Source organism: Ruminococcus flavefaciens AE3010, from assembly GCF_000526795.1.
GTDB classification, from domain to species: Bacteria; Bacillota; Clostridia; order Oscillospirales; family Ruminococcaceae; genus Ruminococcus; species Ruminococcus flavefaciens_D.
The window spans coordinates 3306255-3331707 of sequence record NZ_JAGT01000001.1 but is presented as its reverse complement, the minus strand read 5'-3'; the positions used below and the strand labels follow the sequence as shown (position 1 = coordinate 3331707).

The 25453-nt window shown below is 44.7% G+C and carries 19 protein-coding genes and 1 other annotated feature; of the genes, 9 read left to right on the top strand and 10 right to left on the bottom strand.

Features of this window, described 5'->3' with window-relative positions; translation table 11 throughout:
* Positions 1–167: 167 nt before the first annotated feature.
* From N774_RS0114705 to N774_RS17630, 8 genes are all read left to right on the top strand, one after another.
* Positions 168–1247 carry a hypothetical protein gene (locus N774_RS0114705; protein ID WP_024861965.1) on the top strand — a complete coding sequence of 360 codons (1080 nt, stop codon included), beginning with the start codon at positions 168–170 and terminating at the stop codon, positions 1245–1247.
* Between the two features lie 226 nt (positions 1248–1473).
* Positions 1474–1845: a GntR family transcriptional regulator gene (locus N774_RS0114700; RefSeq protein ID WP_024861964.1), complete on the top strand. Its 372-nt coding sequence runs from the start codon at positions 1474–1476 to the stop codon at positions 1843–1845.
* Positions 1846–1858: 13 nt separating this feature from the next.
* Positions 1859–2689 (top strand): ABC transporter ATP-binding protein, encoded by an 831-nt coding sequence (locus N774_RS0114695; protein ID WP_024861963.1) that lies wholly within the window; start codon positions 1859–1861, stop codon positions 2687–2689.
* Position 2690: 1 nt separating this feature from the next.
* Complete coding sequence (locus N774_RS0114690) at positions 2691–3326, top strand: ABC-2 transporter permease (RefSeq protein ID WP_024861962.1); 636 nt, start codon at positions 2691–2693, stop codon at positions 3324–3326.
* Between the two features lie 192 nt (positions 3327–3518).
* Positions 3519–6317, top strand: a complete 2799-nt coding sequence (locus tag N774_RS0114685) for a dockerin type I repeat-containing protein (RefSeq protein WP_024861961.1) — start codon at positions 3519–3521, stop codon at positions 6315–6317.
* A 98-nt stretch (positions 6318–6415) separates the two neighbouring features.
* Positions 6416–6661 (top strand) — a binding site (T-box leader).
* Positions 6662–6771: 110 nt separating this feature from the next.
* Positions 6772–9108 carry an AMP-binding protein gene (locus tag N774_RS0114680; protein ID WP_024861960.1) on the top strand — a complete coding sequence of 779 codons (2337 nt, stop codon included), beginning with the start codon at positions 6772–6774 and terminating at the stop codon, positions 9106–9108.
* A gap of 307 nt (positions 9109–9415) precedes the next feature.
* On the top strand, positions 9416–13798 hold the full coding sequence (locus tag N774_RS19520; protein ID WP_024861959.1) for a lectin-like protein: 4383 nt from the start codon (positions 9416–9418) through the stop codon (positions 13796–13798).
* A 52-nt stretch (positions 13799–13850) separates the two neighbouring features.
* On the top strand, positions 13851–14360 hold the full coding sequence (locus N774_RS17630) for a class D sortase (RefSeq protein WP_024861958.1): 510 nt from the start codon (positions 13851–13853) through the stop codon (positions 14358–14360).
* A 46-nt stretch (positions 14361–14406) separates the two neighbouring features.
* On the opposite strand, the gene N774_RS18460 is transcribed toward N774_RS17630, so the two are convergent.
* The gene (locus N774_RS18460) at positions 14407–16641 is read right to left on the bottom strand and encodes a BspA family leucine-rich repeat surface protein (RefSeq protein WP_024861957.1); all 2235 of its coding nucleotides are present in this window, start codon (positions 16639–16641) and stop codon (positions 14407–14409) included.
* 221 nt (positions 16642–16862) lie between these two features.
* Here N774_RS18460 and N774_RS0114660 point away from each other — a divergent pair, with 221 nt between their 5' ends.
* The gene (locus tag N774_RS0114660) at positions 16863–17636 is read left to right on the top strand and encodes a class I SAM-dependent methyltransferase (RefSeq protein WP_024861956.1); all 774 of its coding nucleotides are present in this window, start codon (positions 16863–16865) and stop codon (positions 17634–17636) included.
* Between the two features lie 102 nt (positions 17637–17738).
* Here the strand turns inward: N774_RS0114660 and galE are convergent, their stop codons facing one another.
* The 9 genes from galE to N774_RS0114615 all read right to left on the bottom strand — a co-directional run bounded on the left by galE (position 17739) and on the right by N774_RS0114615 (position 25412).
* Positions 17739–18755 (bottom strand): UDP-glucose 4-epimerase GalE, encoded by a 1017-nt coding sequence (gene galE, locus N774_RS0114655; RefSeq protein WP_024861955.1) that lies wholly within the window; start codon positions 18753–18755, stop codon positions 17739–17741.
* A gap of 62 nt (positions 18756–18817) precedes the next feature.
* Positions 18818–19426: a dTDP-4-dehydrorhamnose 3,5-epimerase gene (gene rfbC, locus N774_RS0114650; protein ID WP_024861954.1), complete on the bottom strand. Its 609-nt coding sequence runs from the start codon at positions 19424–19426 to the stop codon at positions 18818–18820.
* Between the two features lies 1 nt (position 19427).
* The gene (rfbD, locus tag N774_RS0114645) at positions 19428–20315 is read right to left on the bottom strand and encodes a dTDP-4-dehydrorhamnose reductase (protein WP_024861953.1); all 888 of its coding nucleotides are present in this window, start codon (positions 20313–20315) and stop codon (positions 19428–19430) included.
* The gene (locus N774_RS0114640) at positions 20312–21775 is read right to left on the bottom strand and encodes a flippase (protein ID WP_024861952.1); all 1464 of its coding nucleotides are present in this window, start codon (positions 21773–21775) and stop codon (positions 20312–20314) included. Before N774_RS0114640 ends, rfbD begins: the two co-directional genes overlap by 4 nt.
* A 27-nt stretch (positions 21776–21802) precedes the next feature.
* Positions 21803–22831, bottom strand: a complete 1029-nt coding sequence (gene rfbB / locus N774_RS0114635) for a dTDP-glucose 4,6-dehydratase (RefSeq protein WP_024861951.1) — start codon at positions 22829–22831, stop codon at positions 21803–21805.
* Positions 22832–22843: 12 nt separating this feature from the next.
* Positions 22844–23731, bottom strand: a complete 888-nt coding sequence (rfbA, locus tag N774_RS0114630; protein WP_024861950.1) for a glucose-1-phosphate thymidylyltransferase RfbA — start codon at positions 23729–23731, stop codon at positions 22844–22846.
* A gap of 12 nt (positions 23732–23743) precedes the next feature.
* A complete protein-coding gene (locus N774_RS0114625) occupies positions 23744–24175 on the bottom strand; it encodes an adenylyltransferase/cytidyltransferase family protein (protein ID WP_024861949.1) in 432 nt (143 codons plus the stop codon).
* A 22-nt stretch (positions 24176–24197) separates the two neighbouring features.
* A complete protein-coding gene (locus N774_RS18980) occupies positions 24198–24476 on the bottom strand; it encodes a LicD family protein (protein ID WP_080770516.1) in 279 nt (92 codons plus the stop codon).
* A gap of 75 nt (positions 24477–24551) precedes the next feature.
* Positions 24552–25412 (bottom strand): LicD family protein, encoded by an 861-nt coding sequence (locus N774_RS0114615; protein ID WP_024861947.1) that lies wholly within the window; start codon positions 25410–25412, stop codon positions 24552–24554.
* Between the last annotated feature and the right edge of the window lie 41 nt (positions 25413–25453).

Below are 25453 nucleotides of genomic sequence, written 5' to 3'. Positions count from 1 at the left end.
TGCAGCCCATGGAAATATATTACTATTATAACAAAAAAAATCACAAATAGCAAGAAGTACATATATAAACCATAGCAGCCGTTTTTGCAGGCAGACCACTTGACTTTTTATCCGTTATGATATAAAATATATGCATTATACTATGATGCAGGGGGGGGAACAGGATCATGCCACATTCATCCGGAGGAGGCTCTCATGGAGGCGGCTCTCACGGAGGACACCACGGAGGCAGTCATTACAGCGGTTACCGCAGCAATTCATACAGTCACCGAAGTGCAACAAGCCGCCGCAGGACCTCTTATCACACGCGCAGATATGTCTATTACCACAGGAATACACCGAATTATGTTTACGCAGGCTCTGATTTCAAGCCCGGATTCACTGTGTTCAAGGTGCTTTTTATTATTATTATCCTTGCCGCAGGCTTTTTCCTGCTGAGAAGGGCTATACCTCACGTACCTAAGTACAGCGATCACAAAATTGTTATAAAGGACGAGGTAAACGTTATCGGCAATAAAGATGACATCATGCCCGAGCTGGAAGCGTTCCAGAAAAAAACGGGGATAACTCCGTCGATAATTACTATACCGAACGAGAAATGGATGAGCGGCTATGCCTCACTTGAGGATTACGCCTATGACAGGTACCTTTCAGAATTCAGCGACGAAATGCACTGGCTCATCGTTTATTCGCAGCCCGATATAAAGCAGAGCAAGCGCATGTACTGGTACTGGGAGGGCATGCAGGGAGATAATACCGACAATGTACTTACTTCGTCATACACAAAGCATTTCAACAGTCTCTTTCAGGCATATTTAAGCGATAACGAAAGCTTCGACACCTCAGTTGCAAGGTCTTTCAATTATCTCACTAATAATATTTCAATGGCACCTGATCCTGTTGATCTTATCGCACCTATACTTCTGTTTCTGTTTGCCGTGATATTGCTTATCCGTATGACGTACCATGCTGTCAAGTACAGAAAGATCGCTCCTGCTCCGCCGGGATCCGATACGGACGAATATACAAGCATCTTACAGGACGGCAATGAAAGCTTTCCTGCCTATGATCCAAATAAATACTTGAATACCTACAGCGGCGGCGCAGCAGATTCCATGCCGTCCTTGGACGGTCTTGCTCCGACAGCAGACACCAGCAATTCGGAACGATTGGTGAACTGTCAGTACTGCGGCTGTTCATTTACAGCAAAGCAAGACAGATGTCCTTTCTGCAACGCAAAACGTTAATATATACAGTTCAAAGGCGGGTATGATACCCGCCTTTTTTACTGCACGGGGTTCTTTTGGGCGGCACACTTCAGTCATATTGCACACATCAACAGTTGCACCGCGCCATCTAATTGTATTATCTTACAATTCGTTGCTTTATGTATTGACATATCTGTTTTAACTGTGTATACTGTGTATATACAGTAAAGACTGCATGAACAGTTCTGCTTCAAGAGGTGATGTTTTGAATATATTCATTGATAATAAAAACGGCGCTCCCATTTATGACCAGATCTACAATCAGATAAAAAGCAGTATCATAAACGGAGAGCTTAAAGAAAACGATCCGCTGCCGTCCATACGAAATCTTGCAAAGGACCTGCGCATAAGCGTGATAACTACAAAACGAGCGTATGACGAGCTGGAACGGGAGGGCTTCATATACACGCTGCCTGCCAAGGGCTGCTTTGTAGCTCCGAAGAACACCGAGCTCCTGCGTGAGGAGAACCTCAAAAGGATAGAGGAGCTCCTGACGGAAGTCCGACAGCGCGCTGCCTCATGCAGCCTTTCCACAGACGATATAATCGATATGTACAAATACCTCAGCGAAAACTAAAGGAGATGTTTTTATGAACGCTTTAAGCATCAATAATCTTACAAAAAAATACAACGGCTTTACACTTGACAATGTTTCGTTTTCACTTCCCCAGGGCTGTATCCTCGGACTCATCGGTGAGAACGGCGCAGGAAAAAGTACAACTATACGTTCTATCCTCGGTTCCATAAAGTACGACGGCAGCATAGAAGTCCTCGGGCAGCCTATCTCCGCGGAGCTGAAAAACCGCATCGGCGTAGTTCTTGATGAGGTGGGATTCCCCGATAAGCTCAACGCCTACGACATCAACAAGATAATGAAGAATATGTTCACCAACTGGGACGAAAAGGTATACCGTGAATATATAAGCAAGTTCAGCCTGCCCGAGAACAAGGCTTTCTCGGATTTCTCAAAAGGCATGAAAATGAAGCTTGGCATCGCAGTTGCCCTTTCGCATCACGCTGAACTGCTCATACTCGACGAGCCCACAAGCGGACTTGATCCCCTTGTAAGAGACGAGATAATCGATATTCTCAATGACTTTACCCGTGAGGAGAACCACTCAATACTTATCTCGTCACATATCGTGAGCGACCTTGAAAAGCTCTGCGACTATATCGCCTTTATGCACAAGGGCAAGCTTATGCTATGCGAAGAAAAGGACAATCTGCTTGAGCAGTATGTATTTATCAATACCACCGAAGAACAGCTTGCAGAGCTGGACGAAAACGCTGTCAAGGGCAAACGCTCCAACAAATGGAGCACAGAGGCTATCGTTGACAAAAACATGATACCTGCTTCTTTCACTACAAAACCCGTTTCAATAGAGGATCTGTTCGTATTTATGGCTAAGGAGGAAAACTAAAATGATGAAAGGTTTAATTACAAAGGAAATCATTGTACTAATAAAGAACAACAAAATGCAGTTTTTATGCCTGCTCATGTTTGTGGTGCTGGGAGTATTCATGAAGAGCCCCGCATATATCATGTTCATACCCTTCCTTTTCCCCATGCTGGTAAAGCAGGGACTTACCGTTGACGAAATGAGCAAGTGGGACAAATACTCAGAATGCTTCCCCGTTGACAGAAAGAAGATCGTTTCTTCAAAGTATATAGTTGTGCTTTTTGCAGCTGTGATATCATCAGTAATGGCACTGGCATCATTTCTTCTCATAAACATCATAAACAAGGATAAGGTACTGAGCCTTAATGATATAACTGTATATCTTACTGCGGCATCTTCAATTTCCATTATTCTCCCTGCATTTATGTATCCCTTTGATTTCAAATACGGCACAGCCAAGGGCAGAATCGTTTATTTTATTCTGACAGGTATTGCCGTTGCAGGTTTATCTTCAGCATTTATGGGAGCTGATATTGCCTCATACGTATCTAAGCTGACTCAGCCCATACTTATTGCAGCTATCTTTGCAGCTGCTCTGATACTGTTCACGGTGTCATGGTTCATTTCCGCAAAGATCTACGAAACAAGAGAGATATGACCTGCGGCTCCCTGTTCCGAAAAGGACAGGGAGCTTTTTTATGCCCCCCTGCTCCGCCAATAAACAGCAATATCCGCTTCACACTATCAAATCTCAACAATTATTAGCTTGCTTTGTTACAATATATGATGTAAAATTATTATAATGGGTAATTATATCATGTTTTTTTATTTTTTCTTTAGGGGTGTTTTTATGACATTCAGGATATTTAAACGCACTGTATCCGCGGCAGCTGCCGCCATGTGCTTTATGGCTGCTGTACCCGCTGTACCGCTCAGTGCAAGTGCCGAATCACACAAGCTCATTTCCTATGAGGGCTATGACTATGAATACTGGGCGGACTCTGATGAAAGCACGGTCACCTTTGATATTGATAAAAAAGGCGGCTTTGATGCCTCATGGAATGCATACGGAAACTGCTTCATGTCAAAGGGTCTCATAGAGCAGGCGCCTGCTTCCAATAACTACAAGATAGACTATGACCTGTCCATAAACTTCGGACCTGTGCAGAATGCGACGGCAGAAAACGCCTGCACATATGTATGCGCTTACGGCTTTTTGAAGCAGCCTACGGCGGAGTTCTTCTTTACGGACTACGATTCGGACATTTCACGCTATGAGAATACCGAATACTTTACCCCGATGGGCAGCGTCGACATTGACGGCAAGACCTATGATCTATACAGCCAGAAAGTAAGCATGCATACTATCAACGGCGCTGTTTCATACACCAGATATTTCAGTGTACGCAGGGGCGGAGAGATGAAAGACCGCTACGAGCTGGGTCAGAGCTGGGGCTCCGAGACCGAGTACAGCGACTATTCGGGTGAGATAGATATTGGTGCACAATTCGACGCTCTTGAAAAGCTGGGCGAAAAAATAGGCGACCTTGACAGGGTATCCCTCAATGTGGAGTCCTACAGAAGCAGCGGAGAGGTCAAGCTCAAAAGCTGTGACTTTACGGAATATACTCCCGCCAATAGCGGTATACAGACAAAGGGCACCTTTGAAAAGAACGGCGGCACCTATACCTACACATCATCGTGCAGACCCAGCAAGGTGGATATGAAGATCAATACCGTCACCGACGACAAGGAATTCGACTACAAATGGCAGGGCGGCTCAAACACTATCACCAAGACGTTTTTCAACGAGCCTGTAAAGATCGGAGCCAATGACCTCATACTTTTCAAGGAGGACTACTCTTTTGAACTGAACGGAGATGACAGCTCCGACAACAGCTTCAGCGGTATCCTCGAAATGGAGCTGAACGACTCCCAGAAACTCTGTCTCGTCGATACGGGAACGGATATCAGTCAGGAGAAGATCAGTTCATATTACAAGGAAAAGGGTATAGTTCCCACAGTGAAAAATACAGCATCCCCTGCTCAGACAATAACTCTTTCGGGAGCATTATACGACACCGAAAAACAGGTAATGAGCGTTTATCCCTTCACCTATATGTTTAAGGACGGAAATAAGGAATACACTGACTACTGGTTGACGATCTATCCCAATGATATTTATTCATACAATGAAAACAAGCGCGAATTCAGCGGAAACAAGATACTCCCAGACCACTCCTACCGCAGCTATAATATCATTAAGATAGCAGATCTGCTGAAAGACCTGAGGGAGTACGGACTTGATGCAGATACCGTATATTCAGCTTCTTATACTTTAAGCTCCGAGAACTACAGCGGTTCACTTTCAGTAAATGCGCTGAAACTGGATATTTCCCGCTTCAACAGCGGCGGATATGATTTTTCTCCCGAATACTACGGTGAAAATAACTTTGACATAGACAGCAATAAAAACGGTCTGTTTGATTTCAGCTGGAACAACACAAAGTACGGAGCTTGTACTGCTATGGCAGAAAAGCACTTTGACGGCAGCGGTCTTGACCTTTCAAAGGTAAAGAGCATTGTTGCTGATTACAGCGTAACTGTGGATTCGGTGCAGGTATACGGGGTCAAAAACGATAATACAGCTGTTTATTTACGCGGAAAGCTCCCCCTGTCAGACGGTGCAAGAAGCGAATTCTATATCGACCTTGCATACCTCGGAAACAACGCTGACCTTAAAAAGCAGGTCAAGCTTATCCCGTCCGCATTTTCGCTCAAGGATAACGACAAAGAATATGAGCTTTACTTCAACCCAAATGATTATCCCAGCGGCTTCTGCGTTTCGGGATTTGTCAGCGATATAAATGAACTTGTTCATCAGTACTGGAGCCTTGAACACGAGCCTCCTGTAAACGGTGAAGCCCCCGCATCATTCAGCGGCTCTGTAGACATCACCAAGCATATCGCCAAATACAAAGCAACAGGAGACCGTGATGCCTTCGGTATTATCAGCGACCTTGCTTTATGCGCTGAGGCTTACCGCTCTGTGGGTACTGTTTCGGTCGACAAGTTCGATATAACCGTTACTTACAACGACGGAACTGTTATGAAGTATACTCCCAGCGGAGCCGCAGCTCCTGAAAAAGATTTTCTGAAGGGCGATATAAACGGCGACGATGTATTCAGTATATCAGACGTGGTAACACTTCAGCAGTGGCTTATCGGCTCACGCAATGTATGGGTGAAAAATCTTGAAGCCGCCGATCTCAACAGCGACGGCAGCATCGATATATTCGATCTCTGCGAGATGAGAAAGGCTGTGCTCCAAAAGATCACATTTCCTGTTGCCGTATCTATCAACGTAAGAGGCGGATACGCAGGAGTAGACAGAGAATGGAAGGTCTATCGGGAAGACGATAAGTTCATTCTGTATTTCAAGAATATAAAAAACAGCACGGACGCGCCCTTTACGGCAGAGATCACCGAAGAGGAATACCGTCAGATCATGTCTCAGGACTACGAAGTGAATATCGCTCCGCCTTTGGTTATGGACGGCTTCTACTATGATTCCGTTATCACCTATAAGGACGGCACGGAAAAAAAACACACAGTCAGATATGTCCGAGGCAGTCTGGATAATGGATAAGCTGCTGTCGAAATATAAATACAACGAAAATCTATAAAGTCAGATTGAAATTTTTCAAAAAGGTCTTGACAAACCGATCTTCATGTGATATAATCTGAACATAAGCTATGAGGAAGCCAAGCAGAGAATTGCCAATGTCTTCAGAGAGCCGACGGTGGGTGTGAGTCGGTGTTATGCAATGCTATGTATCCCTTCTGAGCCGGAGTGCTGAAAGTTATCAGTAAGCGTTCCCGTGATTCTGCGTTAATGAATAGGACTTGCTGGAGTCTGAAGTGGTGTTACGCAATAGCGGCACAATTTGAGTGGTACCGCGGGTGATCAAGTAATGATAACTCGTCTCAAAGAACATCTTTGAGACGAGTTTTTTGTTTTTACGGCATATTAAAGGAGCATCGGCACGTTCCAGCAGCAGCCGCTCTCCCCAATCTACTATATCTGAAAAGGAGCGATTATTATGAGCGAAATGACAAATCTACAGAACGCAGAAGTTAAGATCAAAGAGGTCGCTGAGCGTATTATCCGCCTGCGTGAAGATCTGGGCATATCCGCAGAGGAAATGGCTGCTGTGACCGACAATACCGTCGAGGACTACAAGAAGCTTGAAGCAGGCGAGCTTGACTTCAGCTTTACATTCATCTATAAGTGCGCAAACAGATTCAACGTTGAGATCACCGATCTCATGGAAGGAAGCAGCCCTGAGCTCAGCGGCTACACCGTTACAAGAAAGGGCGAGGGAGTGCCTATCGTCCGCAGAAAGGGCTTTGCCTACAACCGCCTTGCTTCCAAGTTCAAGAACAAGACTGTGGAGCCTTTCCACGTTGTTATCCCCTACTCAGAGGAAGCTCTCTCCGAGCCCATGCATATGGCAAGCCATGCAGGTCAGGAAATGGATATCGTTCTCAAGGGCACACTTCGTATGACAGTAGGCTCCCACACAGAGATACTCCATGAGGGCGACTGTATCTACTACGACAGCTCCATGCCCCATGACGAGATCGCTCTCGGCGGCGAGGACTGCGAGATATACGCATTTGTAATGGCTCCCCACGGCACATCGGGCATGTCCGAATACAAGGAGCACGTTGCAGAGCATCACCTCACAAATGTTGACAAGGCAGGTCTGCTCCACCCCGTTGCAGAAAAGTTCGTAAAGTGCGAGACCAATGAGGAGGGCATACTCAGCGCCGTTCACTTTGAAAATCAGGATAAGTTCAACTTTGCTTACGATATCGTTGACGCTATGGCTGAGAAATGCCCCGACAAGACCGCTATGATCTATGTTGACGTCAACAAGCAGGAGCGCCGCTTCACATTCAAGGATATCAAGAAGTACTCCTGCCAGGCTGCCAATTACTTCAAGTCACTGGGCATCAAGAAGGGCGACCGCGTAATGCTGGTTCTGAAGCGCCACTACCAGTTCTGGTTCTCTATCATCGCTCTCCACCGCATCGGAGCTCTTGTTATCCCTGCTTCAAATATGCTCAAGGAGCACGACTTTGAGTACCGCTTCAACTCCGCAGAGGTATCCGCTATCGTCTGCTCGGCTGACGGCGAGATCACTAATGAAGTTGATAAGGCATGCGCTGTTACAAACACAATAAAGACCAAGATCATCGTAAACGGTCAGCGTGAGGGCTGGCATGACTTCAATGAGGAGCTCCCCGCATACAGCACTCATTTCGAGCGCACAGCCGAGACTCCCTGCGGCACAGACCCCATGCTCATCTTCTTCAGCTCGGGTACATCGGGCAATCCCAAGCTTGTCCTTCACAGCTATCAGTACCCTCTCGGTCACTACGTAACTGCACGCTACTGGCAGAACGCAGACCCTAACGGTCTCCACTTCACTATCTCAGATACAGGCTGGGGCAAGGCTCTCTGGGGCAAGCTCTACGGTCAGTGGATGTGCGAGGCAGCCGTATTCGTATACGACTTCGACCGTTTCCACGCAGACAGCATACTTCCTATGTTCAAGAAGTACAATATCACATCCTTCTGCGCACCTCCTACAATGTACCGCTTCTTCATCAAGGAGGATCTTGCTAAGTACGACCTTTCATCACTGAAATATGCCTGCATCGCAGGTGAAGCCCTCAACCCCGAGGTGTTCCACCAGTTCTACAAGGCAACAGGCATCAAGCTCATGGAGGGCTTCGGTCAGACCGAGACTACCCTTTCTATCGCAAACGTTGTGGGTATGGAGCCCAAGCCCGGAAGCATGGGCAAGCCCAATCCACAGTATGACGTTCAGGTGCTTCTCCCAGACGGTACTCCCGCAGGCGTGGGTGAAACAGGCGAGATATGCATAAAGCTCAAGGAAGAGGGCGTTCCCGGACTTGCACTGTGCTACTACGGCGACGAGGAGAATACTGCCGAGACATGGCGCGAGGGCTACTACCACACAGGCGATACCGCTTGGGTGGACGAGGACGGCTACTTCTGGTACGTTGGCCGTGTTGACGACGTTATCAAGTCCTCGGGATACCGTATCGGACCATTCGAGATCGAAAGCGTTCTCATGGAGCTGCCATATGTGCTTGAATGTGCGGTAACAGGCGTTCCCGACGAGATAAGAGGTCAGGTTGTAAAGGCAACTATCGTTCTCACAAAGGATAAGGAGCCGTCTGAATCCCTTGTACATGAGATAAAGGACTACGTAAAGGAGCGTACAGCACCTTACAAGTACCCCCGTGTAGTCGAGTTCGTTCCCGAGCTGCCAAAGACAGTGGGAAGCGGCAAGATAAGACGTGCTGCAATCCGTGAAATGGATAAGGCTAAGTATCAGAAATGATAATATATGGTATACAAAAGCCCCGTTCTCAATATGAGAGCGGGGCTTTATTTTAATAAAGAATTTGCACATAACATCATATACGTTCAGTTATTTGGGCGAGGATACAAAATAAAGTTGTATTGTGACATCTTTAGATTTCGCAAGTAATGAATGCTGCCTGATAGGTGCAATTATACAAAATAATTATTAAATCATGGCAATTACATTGACTTCTGCTCCATGCATTGTTATAATTTTCTTGGCAGGATCATTACACGCTCTTATTATTAATAAGAAAGACAACACCAAAAAGGAGGTCTTTGAAATGTGGAAAAATGAACACACAAAAATCAAAAAAAGAGTTTTGTCTGCACTTGCTGCTTCTGCCGTAGCAGGCAGTCAGGTACTCGCTGCAATGCCGCTTAACACCATCGCAGCAGAAGCTGACGCTCAGACTGAGCTCTCAACAAGCGTCGAAGGCACAGCGTCAGTTAATTACGGTGACGTAAACGGTGACGGAAACATTAACGCTGTTGATGCAAATTATGTACTCATGTATGTAACAGAAGGCGATGATTCTTCTTTCGACCATGACGCAGCAGACGTTGACCTTGACGGAAATCTGACTCTTCGTGACTACGAAATAATTTTAAGGCACTATGCAGAGTCAGTATCAAATCTAAAGGTTGAAACATACAAGCTGCCATACAAGGGCGAGATCGACAAATACCCATTTCCCAATCCTGCAAATTACGAGGTAATCAATGAGAGCATGACATGGGAGGAGGCTGAGGCTTACTGCGAAAGCAAAGGCGGTCACCTTGCTGTTATCACCTCTGATTATGAACAGTATCAGATCGCGGCTCTTATCCGTGCTCAGTCCGAGATCAAGAATAATTACTGGATCGGTCTGAAAAAGGACGATAACGGTGAATTCGGCTGGGTGACCGGTGAAGAATTCGAGTACGAAAACTGGAACAAAAATCAGCCCGACAATTATTATAATGACAACAGGGCTGCCATTTCTGCAAATCCCGAGCTGGGATTCTTCAAAAATGGCTGGCATGATATCAATGAAAGCGGCAATACCAAGGAATCCAATTCTGCTGCAAGTTACTACGGCACAGAAAACTTCGGCTTTATCCTTGAAAAGGACGGCAAGACCGTTAACTCAGCAGCAGCTACTACCACTGCAACATCAACAACTACAACAACCTCTACAACTGCCACTACAACTACTACAGCTGCTTCAAAGATAATCGAAGAAGAAGTCCAGGCCGGTCCTGCGGCAGGTCAGAAATACGATACACAGGGACTTGACCCCACACAGGCAACTGTAAAGCCTACACTTTCACTCAGCGCATTAAGAGTTCCCGTCAGTGAAGCTACAAAGAAGCCTATTAAGGTAGAGCTCAAGGTCTCGGGCGCTGATGGAAAGTATGCTCCCACAGGTATCCACGTTCAGTGGGATTCAAGACTTTCACTGGTGGAGAATAACGATGAACTCGTTGAATTCGGCGATGCAGCCAAGTCTTTATCACAGGAATACGAGAGAAACGGCTCCAACGGCTTGTTTGTTGCTACAGCATGCGCTACAGACAAAGGTAAAGACGGCACATTCATTACATTTGAACTGAACGTTCCTTCTGATACAAAGCCGGGAGACTTCTTCCCCATTGAGATAGCTTATAAAGAGAAGGATATCGCTAAGGACCTGTTTACAAATGCTGACAAGACTCCCGAAGGACAGCTCATGGAAGCATGGGTATTCACTCACGGTATCAAGCAGGGCTATATCAAGATCGTTGATGATGATTCAGCTGTAACTACTACAACTACTGCTGCTCCTACTACTACAACCACATCAACAACTTCTACCACAACTACATCAACTTCTACTACAACTACTACCACAGCAACTACCACCACAACTACTACAACTACACTCGGTCCGCTTCCCGACATCAGAAAGTACGAAGTCATCAAGGAGACCATGTCATGGGCTGATGCTGAGGCTTACTGCAGAAGCGTAAACGGACATCTGGCTGTGATCACTTCACCCGAGGAACAGGCTCAGATAAACAACGTTATCAAAGATGCTAACGCAGGCGAATGCTGGATAGGCGGTACCCGCGATGAAAACGGCGAATTCTGCTGGCTCAACGGCGAACCTATCAGATACTCCAACTGGAACAGCGGTGAGCCAAATAACCTTGGCGGTCATGAGAACTGCATACACACATACAGCTCAGGCACATGGAATGACCTTCCCGAGGGCTACAGCAAGTGGTTCATCTGCGAGTGGGAGAACGTTTCCGACAAGCCCGCTGATCTGGATACCTCAAAGCCCACCCGTCTCAATATCGACGGTGAGCTCAAGGTAACTCCTATGACAAAGCAGGAGGTCATCGACGCAGGCATCGATATCTCAGGCGACGACAACTTCAACAGCTTCAAGTACACTATCGAGGCTGATTTCGACGCAGCAGGCGTTGTTATCGACAAGGTAGTTTCCTACAATGTAGGAGGCACTCCTGTACGTGATCATGTAGTTATCAATGTTGCAGGCAACGCAGGAGTTGTTATCAACTCAAACACACCTACATACGTTCCCGGACTTGGCGCTTATGTTGTACGCACCGAGACAGTTGAGGAAGAGATGTACATGATCATTTACGGCAAGTGCAAATGGCTCAAGGAATTCTATGATGTACAGCTCATCGTCGTAAATAACGACACTCAGACACTTTCCGACTGTACAGCTACACTTAATATCCCCGAGGGGCTTACACTCTGCAAGGGCGATGAGACACAGGAATTCGGCGACCTCAAGCCAAAGGAAGTAAAGACTGCCGACTGGTATCTCCGCGGTGACAAGGAGGGCGACTACGACCTCACAGCAGTATTCAGCGGTCAGAACAGAGGCGAGCAGTTCGATTATGAGTTCAAGTCAAAGGATACTCTCCACGTTTATTCAGCATCAGCACTGAAAATGATCGTTGAGCTCCCGAGATATTCATACTACAACGAGATGTATCCAATAAAGATCAAGCTTGAAAACGTTTCAGACAAGCCTATTTACGACCTTGAAAACATTATCACAAGGATCGAGCAGGGCTCAGACGCTACACTTTACCGTTCATACAGAAACGGCGAGTTCAAGCCTATAGCTGACAAGCATATGGACATTTTCAGCAAGGACGACGTAACAAGCATAAGCGTTGAGGAGCTTGCTCCCGGCGAATCAGCTGTTATCGAGCTGAATGTAAAGGATCTCTGGAAGTCTGTATACGAGCAGTACATCGGAAGAGAGGGCAGAAACGCACACACATACAATACTCTTTTAGCCTCTTCAAGAAACCCCGACCTCATCGGCTATTACTGGTTCAACAGTATTTATGAAGCTGCTCTCGGCGAACTCCCTGTAGAGCATATCCTTAAATGCGTATCAGTAAACTTCGCAGGCTCTGAAATGACAGTTCCCTACGAAATAAAGATCATTGAGAACGGTACAGCATCAACAGGCGGTCTGCACGTTTTAGCCACAAATTCAGCATACACAACTCTCCGTCAGGCATTCTTCAAGGACAAGACAGATCCCCGCGCAACATATACCTACTACAGAAACAACTTTATCATAACACCTTACCAGCAGCTCCTTAATGGAGGAAGCCATCACGCAGGCACATATTACACAAACTACGGTGAATACCTTGACAACGTACTTGGACGCCACAGCGGCCATGCATTATACATTCCGTGTGATACATTATTCACAGTATCACCATCACCTGAGGTAACAGCAACAGTCTATGTTGAGGAGATCGACGGTTCAAGAAGACAGCCTGCTCCTTCCGAGACAGCCGAGGCTGCAAAGGCAGACAGCAAGGCATTCGAGCTTGTTGAAATGGACGGCGTTGAGCCTGACGCAGACGGCAAGATCACTGTAACAGGTGAGACAGTATTCAGACTTACTTCCAAGGAAGCAGGCAGAAGCGCTATTATCCACGTTGAGTATTCCGACGGCACAAAGGAAGAGCAGAAGGTAGTCAGCGTTGAGGAGCATGAGTGCAGCTCTACAGGCGGATTCGTACTTGTTGACGCTCCTAAGGGCGGTCAGACAGGTCTGGCTATAAAGGTATGCGATATCTGCGGCAGTGTAGTTAACAGCATCAACATCAACGCTCAGGCAACAGCAATGCTCAGCAACGGCAAGACCTATGCAGACATGAGAGTTGCAGTTGAGGACGCAGTAAAGGCAGGCGAAAAGACCGAGCTTTCACTCTTCGGCAATATCACAGTTGCAGCAGACATCACTATCCCCGATTATGTTGACGTGCTTATCGCTCCCGATACAGTAATTACTGTAAAGGACGGCTTCAAGCTCGTTGCAAAGGGCACAGTAAAGGATTTCAGCGGCTTTGATTACGATCTCAGCGGCAACGGTCCTATAGTTACAACAACTACTACAACCACTACCACAACTACTACAACTACAACCACTACTACAACATCTGCTTCAACATCAGCTTCAACAACTCCTGCATCACCCGCTTCAACAACTACAACATCAAGCAGCACAAACGGAGACTCTTCAATGCCTAAGACAGGTTATCCTGTATCATTCAGCATGTTAGCAGGTCTCGCTGCTCTTATGACAGCTGCAGGTGCGGCACTGGTTATCAGAAACAAAAAAGAAAATGAATAATTAACAACAATGAGCGCCGCTTTCTGCGGCGCTCACGTTTAGGAACGATGGTATGAAAAGAAAGATCCTGAGAATTATCGGTATAATAATGATAGTATGCGGAATTGGCATATTACTGCTGTTCGGATACCGAAAAGTGAGCAGAGAGCTTTATCTCCGCAAATTACTGAAAGAGAACATCAATTTTGAGATCCCCTGCCTTGATATAAAGGTCCCTGTCCTTGAGGGAACGGACCAGAAGTCCCTGCAGGTATCCGCAGGCCACTTTGAAAACACGGGTGCACCCGGCAAGGGCAATTACTGTATTGCAGGTCACAACAGCACCATATATGCCGAGATATTCAACGACCTCGACAAGATAAAAACAGGTGATGAGATGTATCTCGTCGATAACGACAAGGATCATACCAGATACAAATACGTTGTTACAGAATACAGGATAGTCGAATCCGACGAAGTATGGGTACTGAACGATTTCGGCGATGACAGATTAACTGTCATATCCTGTACCGATGACGGCAAGCAGAGACAGGTCGTTGTCGGAACATACCAGAAGCAATAAAAAAGCTGCGGCTCACCATGATGAGCCGCTTTTTTCAGCTTATGATTCAGTTCTTATCGCCCTTGATGAGGAGCTTTCTGAGCTCTACCACATCAAAGATGTCCACAGCGCCGTCTCCGTTCATATCAGAAGTTTCCCTGCTTATGACGGAAGTGCTCTTTTTGCCGAGGATAAAGCTGCTGAGAGTAACAAGGTCGGCAGTATTCACAGCTCCGTCGCCGTTGCTGTCACCAACTGCTGCGGCAGCTGCCTTGCCTGTGAAGATATATGTGTTCTTGCCGCTGTTGGCGATAACTGCGAATTCACCGCTTCCGCTGACAGTCACATCGGGAGCCTTTTTGTTTGCCCAGCCGCCGTTTCGCAGTCTCATATCCGCAGTTATACCGCTGAACTTTTCACCGAGAGTCAGAGTTTTGAGACTATCGCATCTTGCTAACATATAGCTGTTTCCCTTTGAAGCAGAGTTATCGAAGCTGCTGATGTCAATGATCTCCGCCGAAGTACAGGCACTGAACATAGCTCCCATGCTCTCCACCTTTGAGGTATTGAAATGAGAAAGGTCGATGGTTTTCAGATTCTCACAGTTGCAGAACATAGAATACATATCGGTAACGTTTGAAGTGTCGAAGCTGCTGATATCAAGGTTTGCAAGCCTCTTGCAGGTGCAGAACATTGCGTTCATGCTCTTTACCTTTGAAGTATCAAAGTTACCGAGACAGAGGCTTGTTATCTCATGGTCGTTATAGAACATAGAGCTCATATCCTCTACCTTTGAGGTATCAAAGCTGCTAAGGTCAACAGAGGTGATAGCGGAGCTTCTTGCCAGCATGTAGCTCATGTCGGTAACATTTGAGGTATCGAAATTTCTCAGGTCAAGGTCAAAGAAGCTCCAGCAGCCGTCCAGCATATGAGACATATTGGTAACGCTTGAGGTATTTAGCTTCTCAACGCATGAAGCGTCAAGCTTTGTGCAGTATTCAAACATGCTGCTCATATCCGTTGCCTTTGAGGTGTCGATATTATCCATTTTGATAGTACTTACCAGCTCACAGCCCTTGAACATGGCACTCATATTTGTGGGAGCGCCCGTGGCCTTGGACAGGTCTATGGACAGGCAGGCTTTATAGAGCTTGAACAGCTCGCTGCAGTCATCGGGAAGCACAGTCCCCTCCTCCGCATTGACATAGAGTATGGATTTTTTGAAAATAAGTCCGCTTATCTGTTCTCTGTCCACCTTTCCGCGGAGAGTAAGAGTTCTTGAAGTAGTATCAAAGGTATAGCACAGCTTATCCTCGGGAGTTTTGTTATAGGTATAGGTATTTACGCCTGTGTTTTTGATAACGGCAAATTCTCCGTCGCCGCTGACCTTTACATCGGGAGCTTTTTCGTTTACCCAGCCGAAATTCAAAAGTCCCATGGCTGCTGTTATGTCTCCCGATCTTTCTCCCAGCTTTATGGAGCTGATACTGTAGCAGTCCTCAAAAGCATATCCCTTGTAGGCAGCATTTGAAAGATCAAGACCGCTGAGGTCAAGAGTCTCGAGAGCACCGCACTGAGAAAACATAGCGTCAATGCTTTTCAGGCTCTTGGTGTCTATACTGCCGAACTTTACGGTTTTAAGGGACGAGCATTTCAGGAACATAGCCTTCATGGTCTCCACACTGCTTGTGTCAAAGCCTGATATATCCAGGGTTTCAATAGAAGAACAGCCGCTGAACATATAGGACATATTCGTAACATTGCTTGTATCAAAATTACCCAAGTCAAGCTCTGTAAGGGACTCACAGCCCGAGAACATTGACTGTACCACCTTTAAGTTTGAAGTATCAGCCTTTGAGAAGTCCATTTTCTTACACTTCTTGCAGAAATAGAACATGTTGTTGCAGTTTTCGGGGAATACCGCGTCCTCAGCCGCAACAATGCTGACCACCTTTGAGACATATTTGAAGCCTCTTACCTCCGCACTGGTAAACTCGCCGTGGAGAGTGAGGACTCCTGTTTCTGCGTCGTACACAAGGTGCTCCTGACTGTCGGAGGCTGTACCCGATACCTTTGTTGTGGCAGTCGCAGCGGTGGTTTTGGCTGTAGTTGCTGCTATTGTAGTCTTAGCAGTTGTTGCTGCTGTAGTTGTAACAGCTGCTGTCTTTGTCGTGGACGCAGTCTGTGCAGCCGCCGCAGTAGTTGTGGTCACTGCTTCTGCCGCAGCTGTGTCAAATGCAGGCACTGTGCTGCATATCATTGAAAAAGCTGCCAATACGGCTGTTATCTTACTTGATATCATACATCATCCTCCAATTATTACAGATCAAATATATGTTTATTATATCACACTATAAAACAGATTTCTATAAAAAAATTGTGAATTTATATACTGTGCTTCACAGGGAGCGTTCACATGAGCGAAAAAACATTTACAAGCCTGCTGAAAAATGCTATAATTGATATGGAATAAAAATGCAGACCTGATACTTTGATCTCAATTTGCGAACGGAGGATAACAGCATGGATACAGATATGAACAGAATTTCCGACCTGAATATTTACCTGACAAGAATGCAGCGCTCGATACTGGATAAGATGTTCTTCATGGACAAGGTCTTTGAGCCCTTTAAGTATGTCCTTGATTTCGGCTGCGCAAACGGCGAGCTCATCAAAGCTATGAAGCCCATGTTCCCTGATTACGAGTATGCAGGCTATGACATAAGCCGCGAGATGATAGAAGCCGCACGCCAAAATGTTCCCGACTCAAAATTCTACGACGACTGGGACAGGATAGATATCCCCTTTGAGGACAGCCTTATCAACATTTCAAGCACCATACATGAGGTCTACTCCTACTGTGACGAAAAGGACATAGACATATTCTGGGACAGAGTTTTCGGCAGCGGTTTCAAGTATGTCACTATACGTGATATGTCATATGCTCAGGCAGATGATATCCCTGTAAGACAGGAACAGCTCCGAGTCATAAGAAACAGCAGCTGCGCAGAATGGCTGGAGAGCTTTGAGCAGGTCTGGGGCAGGGTCGAAACTCAGCGTCAGCTTGTACATTTCCTGCTGAAATATAAATACACACAGAACTGGGACAGAGAAGTGCACGAAAACTACTTCCCTTTTTTCACCGAGGAACTCATAAAAAGAATCCCCGATTCCTACATACCTGTGTACAAGGACGTGTTCACACTTCCCTATACTTCATGGCAGATACGAAAGGATTTCGGCTTTGAGCTCAAAGACCATACTCATATCAAGCTTATACTCGAAAGGAAAGACTGACGAGAAGCTGTTTATGTATAAAACGAATCCAAAAAAGCAAGCGCAGCTCAGTGAGCTGCGCTTAATGCTTATATGAGCTGCCATCATAGCCGAATGGCATTATTATTTATATCCGTCAGGATTGTTCTTCTGCCAGTTCCATGAGTCGCGGCACATGTCCTCAAGTGTCTTCTCAGTCTTCCAGCCGAGGACTTTCAGAGCCTTATCAGCGTTTGCATAGCACTCTGCAAGGTCACCTGCACGTCTTGGTCCGTAAACATGGTTTACCTTTATGCCGTTTACCTTCTCAAAGGTGTCAACGATCTCTGTTACGCTGTAGGGTGTTCCTGTACCGAGATTGAATATCTCAACGCAATTGTTAGCAAGGATATAGTCAATAGCCTTTACGTGTCCCTTGGCAAGGTCTACAACGTGAATGTAGTCACGGGTGCAGGTACCGTCAGCAGTCGGATAGTCGTTGCCAAAAATAGTCAGGCACTCGCGCTTGCCAACTGCCACCTGTGATACATAAGGCATAAGATTGTTTGGGATACCCTGAGGGTCCTCGCCTATCATTCCGCTTTCATGAGCTCCGATAGGATTGAAGTAACGGAGAAGTATTACAGAGAGCTCCTTATCAGCCTTTGCTGCGTCCTCAAATATCTGCTCCATCATGGACTTGGTCCAGCCGTATGGATTTGTGCAGGCTCCACGGGGCATCGTCTCAAAATACGGAACAGGATTAGCTTCTCCGTATACAGTTGCCGAGGAACTGAAAATGATGTTCTTAACGCCGAACTGCTCCATTGTCTCGAGCAGAGCCAGTGTTGTGTCAATGTTGTTGCGGTAGTACATTACAGGCTTCTGTACGGATTCGCCGACAGCTTTGAGTCCTGCGAAGTGAATGACCGCATCGATCCTGTTCTCCTTGAAGACCTCTGCAAGCTTTGCATTATCCTTGATGTCAAGCTCATAAAGCTTAACGGACTTGCCTGTTATCTTCTCAACGCGCTTAATAGACTCAGGGCTGCTGTTTGAGTAGTTGTCCGCAACTACTACATCATAGCCTGCATTTAAAAGCTCAACTGCTGTGTGGGAGCCGATGTAGCCTGCTCCGCCTGCGAGTAAAATTGCTGCCATTTAAACATCTCCTGTTAATAGTATTATTATAAATACAGCCTCTGAAAAGAGGCTGTGATAAATCAGAATTTAAAAGTGTTTTCCAGTGTCTCCCACTTCTTATCCTTATCAGAAAGATTGAGGGGGGTACCATCTTCAAGTGTATATCCCTCGCTGTCGGCAGAGCCCTTGTACTCACCAACAAGCTCAGGCCACTTTATACCGATAGCAGGATCGTTCCACGCAAGACCGCCTTCATCATTTGCATGATAGAAGTCGTCACACTTGTAGCAGAACTCTGCCACATCAGTAAGCACAAGGAAACCATGTGCAAAGCCCTTAGGGATAAGGAACTGCTTCTTGTTCTCCTCTGTGAGCTCTACACCGTACCACTTTCCGTAAGTAGCACTTCCGCTTCTGAGGTCAACTGCTACGTCGAATACTCTTCCCTTGATAGCACGAACAAGCTTTGTCTGCGGGAACTGCTTCTGGAAATGAAGTCCGCGAAGAACTCCCTTTGTCGAGCAGGACTGGTTGTCCTGTACGAATACGATATTTATGCCTGCTTCTTCCATGTCGCGCTGGCTGTATGTCTCCATGAAATAGCCGCGGTTATCACCGTGAACTGCGGGAGTAATTACGCAAAGTCCCTCGATGCCGCCGACATTTTTCTCTACTGTTATCTGTCCCATATTACTGAATCTCCTTTAAATATCTTGATAATGCGTCCTGCCATGTAGGAAGCGGCTTGAAACCGTTTTGGACGAGCTTTGACTTATCAAGTCTGCTGTTGAAAGGTCTTGCAGCCTTGGAAAGTCCGTACTCGGCAGTTGTGACAGGTGTTACCTTTGTAGACATTCCTGCCTGCTTGTATATCTCAACTGTAAAGTCGTACCATGAGATATAGCCGCCCTCATTTGTAGCATGATAGTAGCCGTACTTCTCAGTCTCCGCCATATCAACAAGAAGTCTTGCAAGGTCGAACGTATAAGTCGGAGTTCCTATCTGGTCCGAAACTACGCGAACCTCGTCGTGAGTCTTGCCTACATTTATCATAGTCTTTATGAAGTTCTTGCCGTTCACTCCGAATACCCATGCGATACGTACAATGAAGTACTTGTCGAGAGTATTGGATACTGCAAGCTCGCCGTCAAGCTTTGACTGTCCGTAAACATTCTGGGGAGCATAGTCCTTGCAGTCAGGCTGCCAAGGCTCAGTTCCCTGACCGTTGAAAATATAGTCAGTGGAAATATATATCATCTTGCAGTCAAGCTTTTTGCAGACGCTTGCGATATTCTGAGTTCCGTCAACATTGATAGCCTTTACCTTGGTCTGATTCTCCTCGTCCTCGGCAGCATCAACAGCAGTCCAAGCTGCACAGTGGATAACCACATCGGGCTTTACCTCCGAGATAGTCTTTTCAACTGCGTTTGCATCGGTTATATCCAGCTTGATATACTCGCAATCAGCGGCAGTCTCATCAAGAATATCGCTTCCTATCGCAGTATATCCGCGTTTCTTCAGTTCATTGACAACATCGTAGCCGAGCTGTCCGCCCACACCTGTAACGAATGCTTTCATGTCTCTTTAACACCTCTTTTTTTCAACTTTGCGATCATGACCTTTAAATAGCTCATTACTATTTCTTCTCTCAACACGATCAATGATACAGCATATGACAAGCCTCCTGCTGCAACCTGAATTATCAGCTTGATCCAGCCAGTTTCCAATAACTCACAAGCCCAAAGTGCAGCGCTCATTACTATGCCCGCAGCAATGATCCTGATAATAGTTGGGATAACATTTTCCAGCTTGAAATACTTTTTGCCTAAACATATATATATTACCATAACAACAACTTCACTTGTAAGCGATGCTATTGTTGCACCATATTCATACAGTTGAGGTATCAATATCCAGTTGCCGATCAGATTTACCAATGCACCGATACCAACGCTTATCAGCATCTTCTTCTCATTGCCGGTCACCAGTAATACTCTTGAGCCTAACAAATAGCCAATGGGAGAAACTAAAAGAAGACCGACAAAAAGCTTCAGGATATATGATGAAACGATATACTCACTGCCATACAGCTTTACCATAAGAAAATCTGCTGTAAAGAAAGTACCGATTATCATTGGAACAGCAAAAAGGAAGATCAGCTTGAATCCCTTTGAGATCAGCCTGTTGAACTCGGATATTTTGTTTTCCTTATAATAAGCCGAAATACGCGGTATCAATACGATGGTAAATGTATTAACGACCTGAAGAAGCATTAATTCTACAGCATGTCCATACTTATAAAATGTAATACTGTCTTTTTTACATACAAAATTCATCATCGTAATATCCATTAATGAATATATCTCAATAGCAAGATTTACTGCTACTAAGTAAATGATGGAGCTCATATGTCTTTTTAAATTCAGACCACTTACACTGAATTTAACATATTTCTTTGTACACAGCATATTGACTATGTAGTTTCCTGCTGTTCCGACAACTGTTACTAAAGCAAACCAGAGATAGTCATTTTTTGATCTTACAAATATAACAAGGAAAACAAATGATATTATCTTAAAGATCAGATTACGTATAGAAATAAACTGAAAATCTTCCATGCCTTCAAAGAGCCATGAAATATTGAAAAAGTTTAATGCTATTGAAATTCCTGTTATTAAATATAAAACCAGGTTTTCCCGATATGTTGGTACAATTAGTATTAATCCGACATAGACCAACAGAAAAATCGTAGTCGAAATGGAATTAATTACAAATAATTCAGAATAGACCTTACTTCGCTCATCTTTATTATTTCTATACTTGGCAATTTCTCTTATACCATATGTAGGTATTCCAAGAAATGAAAAAATAACAAAATAGTTCGCTAAGTTTTGCGCAGCTGCAACTGTACCTATTGTATCAGGCAGCAATACATGCGTAACGTATATTCCTGTAATTAACGGAAATGCAAGATTAAGCACCTGATACATCAGGTAAAATAAACCGCCTTTTGAGAGCGATTTAGTCTTTTCACTCATAGATACACCTGTTTTTATAAAATAATATTAGACCTCTGCACGATTGCCGTACATTTTCTCATAGTAGTTCTGGTACTCGCCGCTGATGATAGTCTCCCACCACTCGCGGTTTTCAAGATACCACTTGATAGTCTTCTTGATGCCGTCCTCGAACTTTGTCTCGGGCAGCCAGCCGAGTTCGTTGTGGATCTTTGTAGGATCGATAGCATAGCGCATATCATGTCCCTTTCTGTCCTCAACGTGTGTGATAAGGCTCTCGGGCTTGCCGAGCTCCTTGCAGATAAGCTTAACGATGTCGATGTTCTTCATCTCGTTGTGACCGCCAACGTTGTAGACCTCACCTACTCTGCCCTTATGGATAATAAGGTCGATAGCACGGCAGTGATCCTCAACATAGAGCCAGTCTCTTACGTTAAGTCCTTCACCGTATACAGGGAGAGGCTTGTCTGCGAGAGCGTTAGCTATCATGAGAGGAATGAGCTTCTCGGGGAAGTGATAAGGACCATAGTTATTTGAACAACGTGAAATTGTTACAGGAAGTCCGTATGTGCGATTGTATGCCATTACGAGCAGATCTGCTCCTGCCTTTGATGAGCTGTAGGGACTGCTTGTATGGATAGGTGTAGTCTCTGTAAAGAAAAGGTCGGGACGATCAAGAGGAAGATCTCCGTAAACCTCGTCTGTGGATACCTGATGATATCTCTGGATACCGTACTTGCGGCAAGCGTCCATAAGGACCTGTGTGCCGAGGATATTGGTCTGGAGGAATATCTCGGGGTTCTCGATAGAGCGGTCAACGTGTGACTCTGCTGCGAAGTTTACTACGATATCAGGCTTCTCTTCCTCGAAGAGCTTGTAGATAGCCTCTCTGTCGCAGATATCTATCTTCACGAAACGGAAGTTAGGATTCTTCATAACAGGCTCCAGTGTTGAGAGATTGCCTGCATATGTAAGCTTGTCCAGACATACGATACGGTAGTCAGGATATGTTTCAAGCATGTGGAATACGAAATTTGAGCCTATGAAGCCGGCTCCGCCTGTAACAAAAATTGTCATTATCTTTTCTCCTTAATACTTTATTTTACCTTCTGCAACTTTTTTAAGATGAGCACCGTAAGGCGACTTGCCATACTTTTCAGCAGACTTCATAAGTCCTGCATTGTCGATCCAGCCATTGATAAATGCTATCTCCTCGGGAGCCGAGATCTCAATTCCCTGACGATTCTGAACCATCTGTACGAAGTTTGTAGCTTCTGCAAGGCTGTCCATCGTACCTGTGTCGAGCCAAGCAAAACCGCGTCCGAGAAGCTGAACATCGAGGAGATTATCATGGAGATACATCTCATTGAGGGTCGTGATCTCAAGCTCTCCACGAGCAGAGGGCTTTACCTGATTTGCACGAGCACTTACGCCTGCGGGATAGAAGTAAAGACCTGTTACTGCATAATTGCTCTTTGGATTTGCAGGCTTCTCTTCAATTGAGAGAGCGTGTCCGTCTTTGTCGAAATCAACTACTCCAAAGCGCTCGGGATCGGGAACATAATAGCCGAATACTGTTGCACGGGCATTCTCTTCTGCATTCTTCTTGGCGTCACGAAGGATAGTACCGAATCCGTTGCCGTAGAAGATATTGTCGCCGAGAACCATTGCACAAGCGTCATCGCCAATGAACTCTTCACCAAGAATGAATGCCTGAGCAAGTCCGTCAGGACTGGGCTGTACCTTGTAGCTTAGGTTGATACCGTACTGAGAACCGTCTCCGAGAAGTCTCTCAAAATTAGGAAGGTCAGTAGGTGTTGAGATAATAAGAATATCCTTGATGCCTGCCAGCATTAGTGTTGACAGAGGATAGTATACCATTGGCTTGTCATATACAGGAAGCAGCTGCTTCGATGTTACCATTGTCAATGGGTAAAGTCTTGTGCCGGAGCCTCCGGCAAGAATTATACCTTTCATCGCACTAACTCCTTATTTCTTCATTTTATTCTTTAATTCTGTGGTCGAAACACCTTTTGTATATGGGAGATATTCAATTTTTGCACCAACAGTCTCAAACTGCTTTTCAGTTCTTAAGTAACGCTCTGAGCCTTTCCAGTCATCTCCTGAGAATAAAACATCAAAGTGGAAACGCTCATAAGCAAGCATCTTATCATCTGTGGTTGCAATATCAACAAGCTCTGCTTTATCCACACATTTTAAAGCATTCAAAATTCTGACACGATCGGTATCCGGGATCATAGGCTCCTTATTCTTTATATCATGAACATAATCATCATCACAGACGCCGACTATGAGAATATCGCACATCTCTTTACATCTTTCAAGAAGATTCAAATGTCCGACATGGAATAAATCAAAGACACCGCAGGTATAACCTACGTGATATTTTTTTTCACTCATAAAAAACACCTCTTTTAAAAATTTAGTTTACTTTTCTATAAGCAGAATAATCATGATGCGGAACTCTCTTATCTTCCGGAGGAAGCTTCATATAATCGCCGTAAGCCATTCTGAGTATGGAATCATAGTTTTTGGGGATCCATACCTCTGTATCTTCAAATGGCGCACGAATCGCCTCGTCGAAATCTTCCTTTTTAAAAATATCTCTGATCCAGCAAGGGGTTCCTATATACTCACTCTCTTCCCAAGAAAAGCGCTTATGCTTATTGAATCTGTTTATAAAGAATTGTTTACCGACCAAACGCGCGAACTATTCCACAAATTTCTTGTAATCTTTTGCCTTTATAGCATGATACTTCCTTATCATCTAAAATAATTAATCAGAAATATTATTTTCAAGATTATCTCTAACTTGAATTCGATAATTATGATATGGGTGACGATCTTCTTCTTTTGGCAGCTGCATATAATCTCCATAACCTTTTTTTAGCATATAATCATATGCTGCCGGAATATTAAACTCATAATCCTCAAATTTATGGCGAACTGTCTTTAATCCCTGTAATTTACTTTTATCATATTGCCATATTTTTGATGCCCATAACACAACTCCGATATATTTGTCATCTTCAGAAGTATTATTTAAAATATACTTTTCAATTCTTTTATCGATTTCATTTTTATAGTCTTTTTTATATTTAATATGCATAAGACAATGCATTGTTTTTCTAACCAATGTCCGAATGAATGAGACTTTAGATATTGTATTAACATACCAATCAAATTCACGATTCATTTGGCGACATTTTTTAAAAAGTCTTTCTGCATCTTCTCTATTATTGCCAAAATTATCCAGTGGATAAATATCAATAAATACTCCTATGTCAAAGCCTTTTTCATAATTATCTATTACAGTATACTGATATTTCATATCAGAAAATCTTGGGATTCCATAGTAATAGTTCTCGGTATTACGTCTGTTATGCAATTTTAAAGGATAAAGTTCCTTTTTATGCTTCTCAGCATATGCAATGAATCTGTTAAAATCTTTTCTTGGCATCATAACATCAATATCATCATCCCAAGGAATAAAGCCATTATGACGTATCGCGCCAATCAAGGTACCATATGCCAAAAAATACTTAAAACCATTCTTCTGGCATATTTCATCAAATCTTTTCAACACGGTCAAAGACAATGCTTGAATATCCTTTAAATCTTTTATTTCCTTACCCATTCCTTTTTACCGAATAAATCGGCGCTCCTTTCATAATCTAA

Coding starts and splice junctions, on each gene's coding strand:
- N774_RS18460 (WP_024861957.1), bottom strand. CDS start 16,641: ATGATATCAAGTAAGATAACAGCCGTATTGGCAGCTTTTTCAATGATA.
- rfbB (WP_024861951.1), bottom strand. CDS start 22,831: ATGACAATTTTTGTTACAGGCGGAGCCGGCTTCATAGGCTCAAATTTC.
- rfbC (WP_024861954.1), bottom strand. CDS start 19,426: ATGGGACAGATAACAGTAGAGAAAAATGTCGGCGGCATCGAGGGACTT.
- rfbA (WP_024861950.1), bottom strand. CDS start 23,731: ATGAAAGGTATAATTCTTGCCGGAGGCTCCGGCACAAGACTTTACCCA.
- N774_RS0114660 (WP_024861956.1), top strand. CDS start 16,863: ATGGATACAGATATGAACAGAATTTCCGACCTGAATATTTACCTGACA.
- N774_RS0114625 (WP_024861949.1), bottom strand. CDS start 24,175: ATGAGTGAAAAAAAATATCACGTAGGTTATACCTGCGGTGTCTTTGAT.
- N774_RS0114685 (WP_024861961.1), top strand. CDS start 3,519: ATGACATTCAGGATATTTAAACGCACTGTATCCGCGGCAGCTGCCGCC.
- rfbD (WP_024861953.1), bottom strand. CDS start 20,315: ATGAAAGCATTCGTTACAGGTGTGGGCGGACAGCTCGGCTACGATGTT.
- N774_RS0114695 (WP_024861963.1), top strand. CDS start 1,859: ATGAACGCTTTAAGCATCAATAATCTTACAAAAAAATACAACGGCTTT.
- N774_RS0114690 (WP_024861962.1), top strand. CDS start 2,691: ATGATGAAAGGTTTAATTACAAAGGAAATCATTGTACTAATAAAGAAC.
- galE (WP_024861955.1), bottom strand. CDS start 18,755: ATGGCAGCAATTTTACTCGCAGGCGGAGCAGGCTACATCGGCTCCCAC.
- N774_RS0114640 (WP_024861952.1), bottom strand. CDS start 21,775: ATGAGTGAAAAGACTAAATCGCTCTCAAAAGGCGGTTTATTTTACCTG.
- N774_RS0114680 (WP_024861960.1), top strand. CDS start 6,772: ATGAGCGAAATGACAAATCTACAGAACGCAGAAGTTAAGATCAAAGAG.
- N774_RS19520 (WP_024861959.1), top strand. CDS start 9,416: ATGTGGAAAAATGAACACACAAAAATCAAAAAAAGAGTTTTGTCTGCA.
- N774_RS17630 (WP_024861958.1), top strand. CDS start 13,851: ATGAAAAGAAAGATCCTGAGAATTATCGGTATAATAATGATAGTATGC.
- N774_RS0114705 (WP_024861965.1), top strand. CDS start 168: ATGCCACATTCATCCGGAGGAGGCTCTCATGGAGGCGGCTCTCACGGA.
- N774_RS0114615 (WP_024861947.1), bottom strand. CDS start 25,412: ATGGGTAAGGAAATAAAAGATTTAAAGGATATTCAAGCATTGTCTTTG.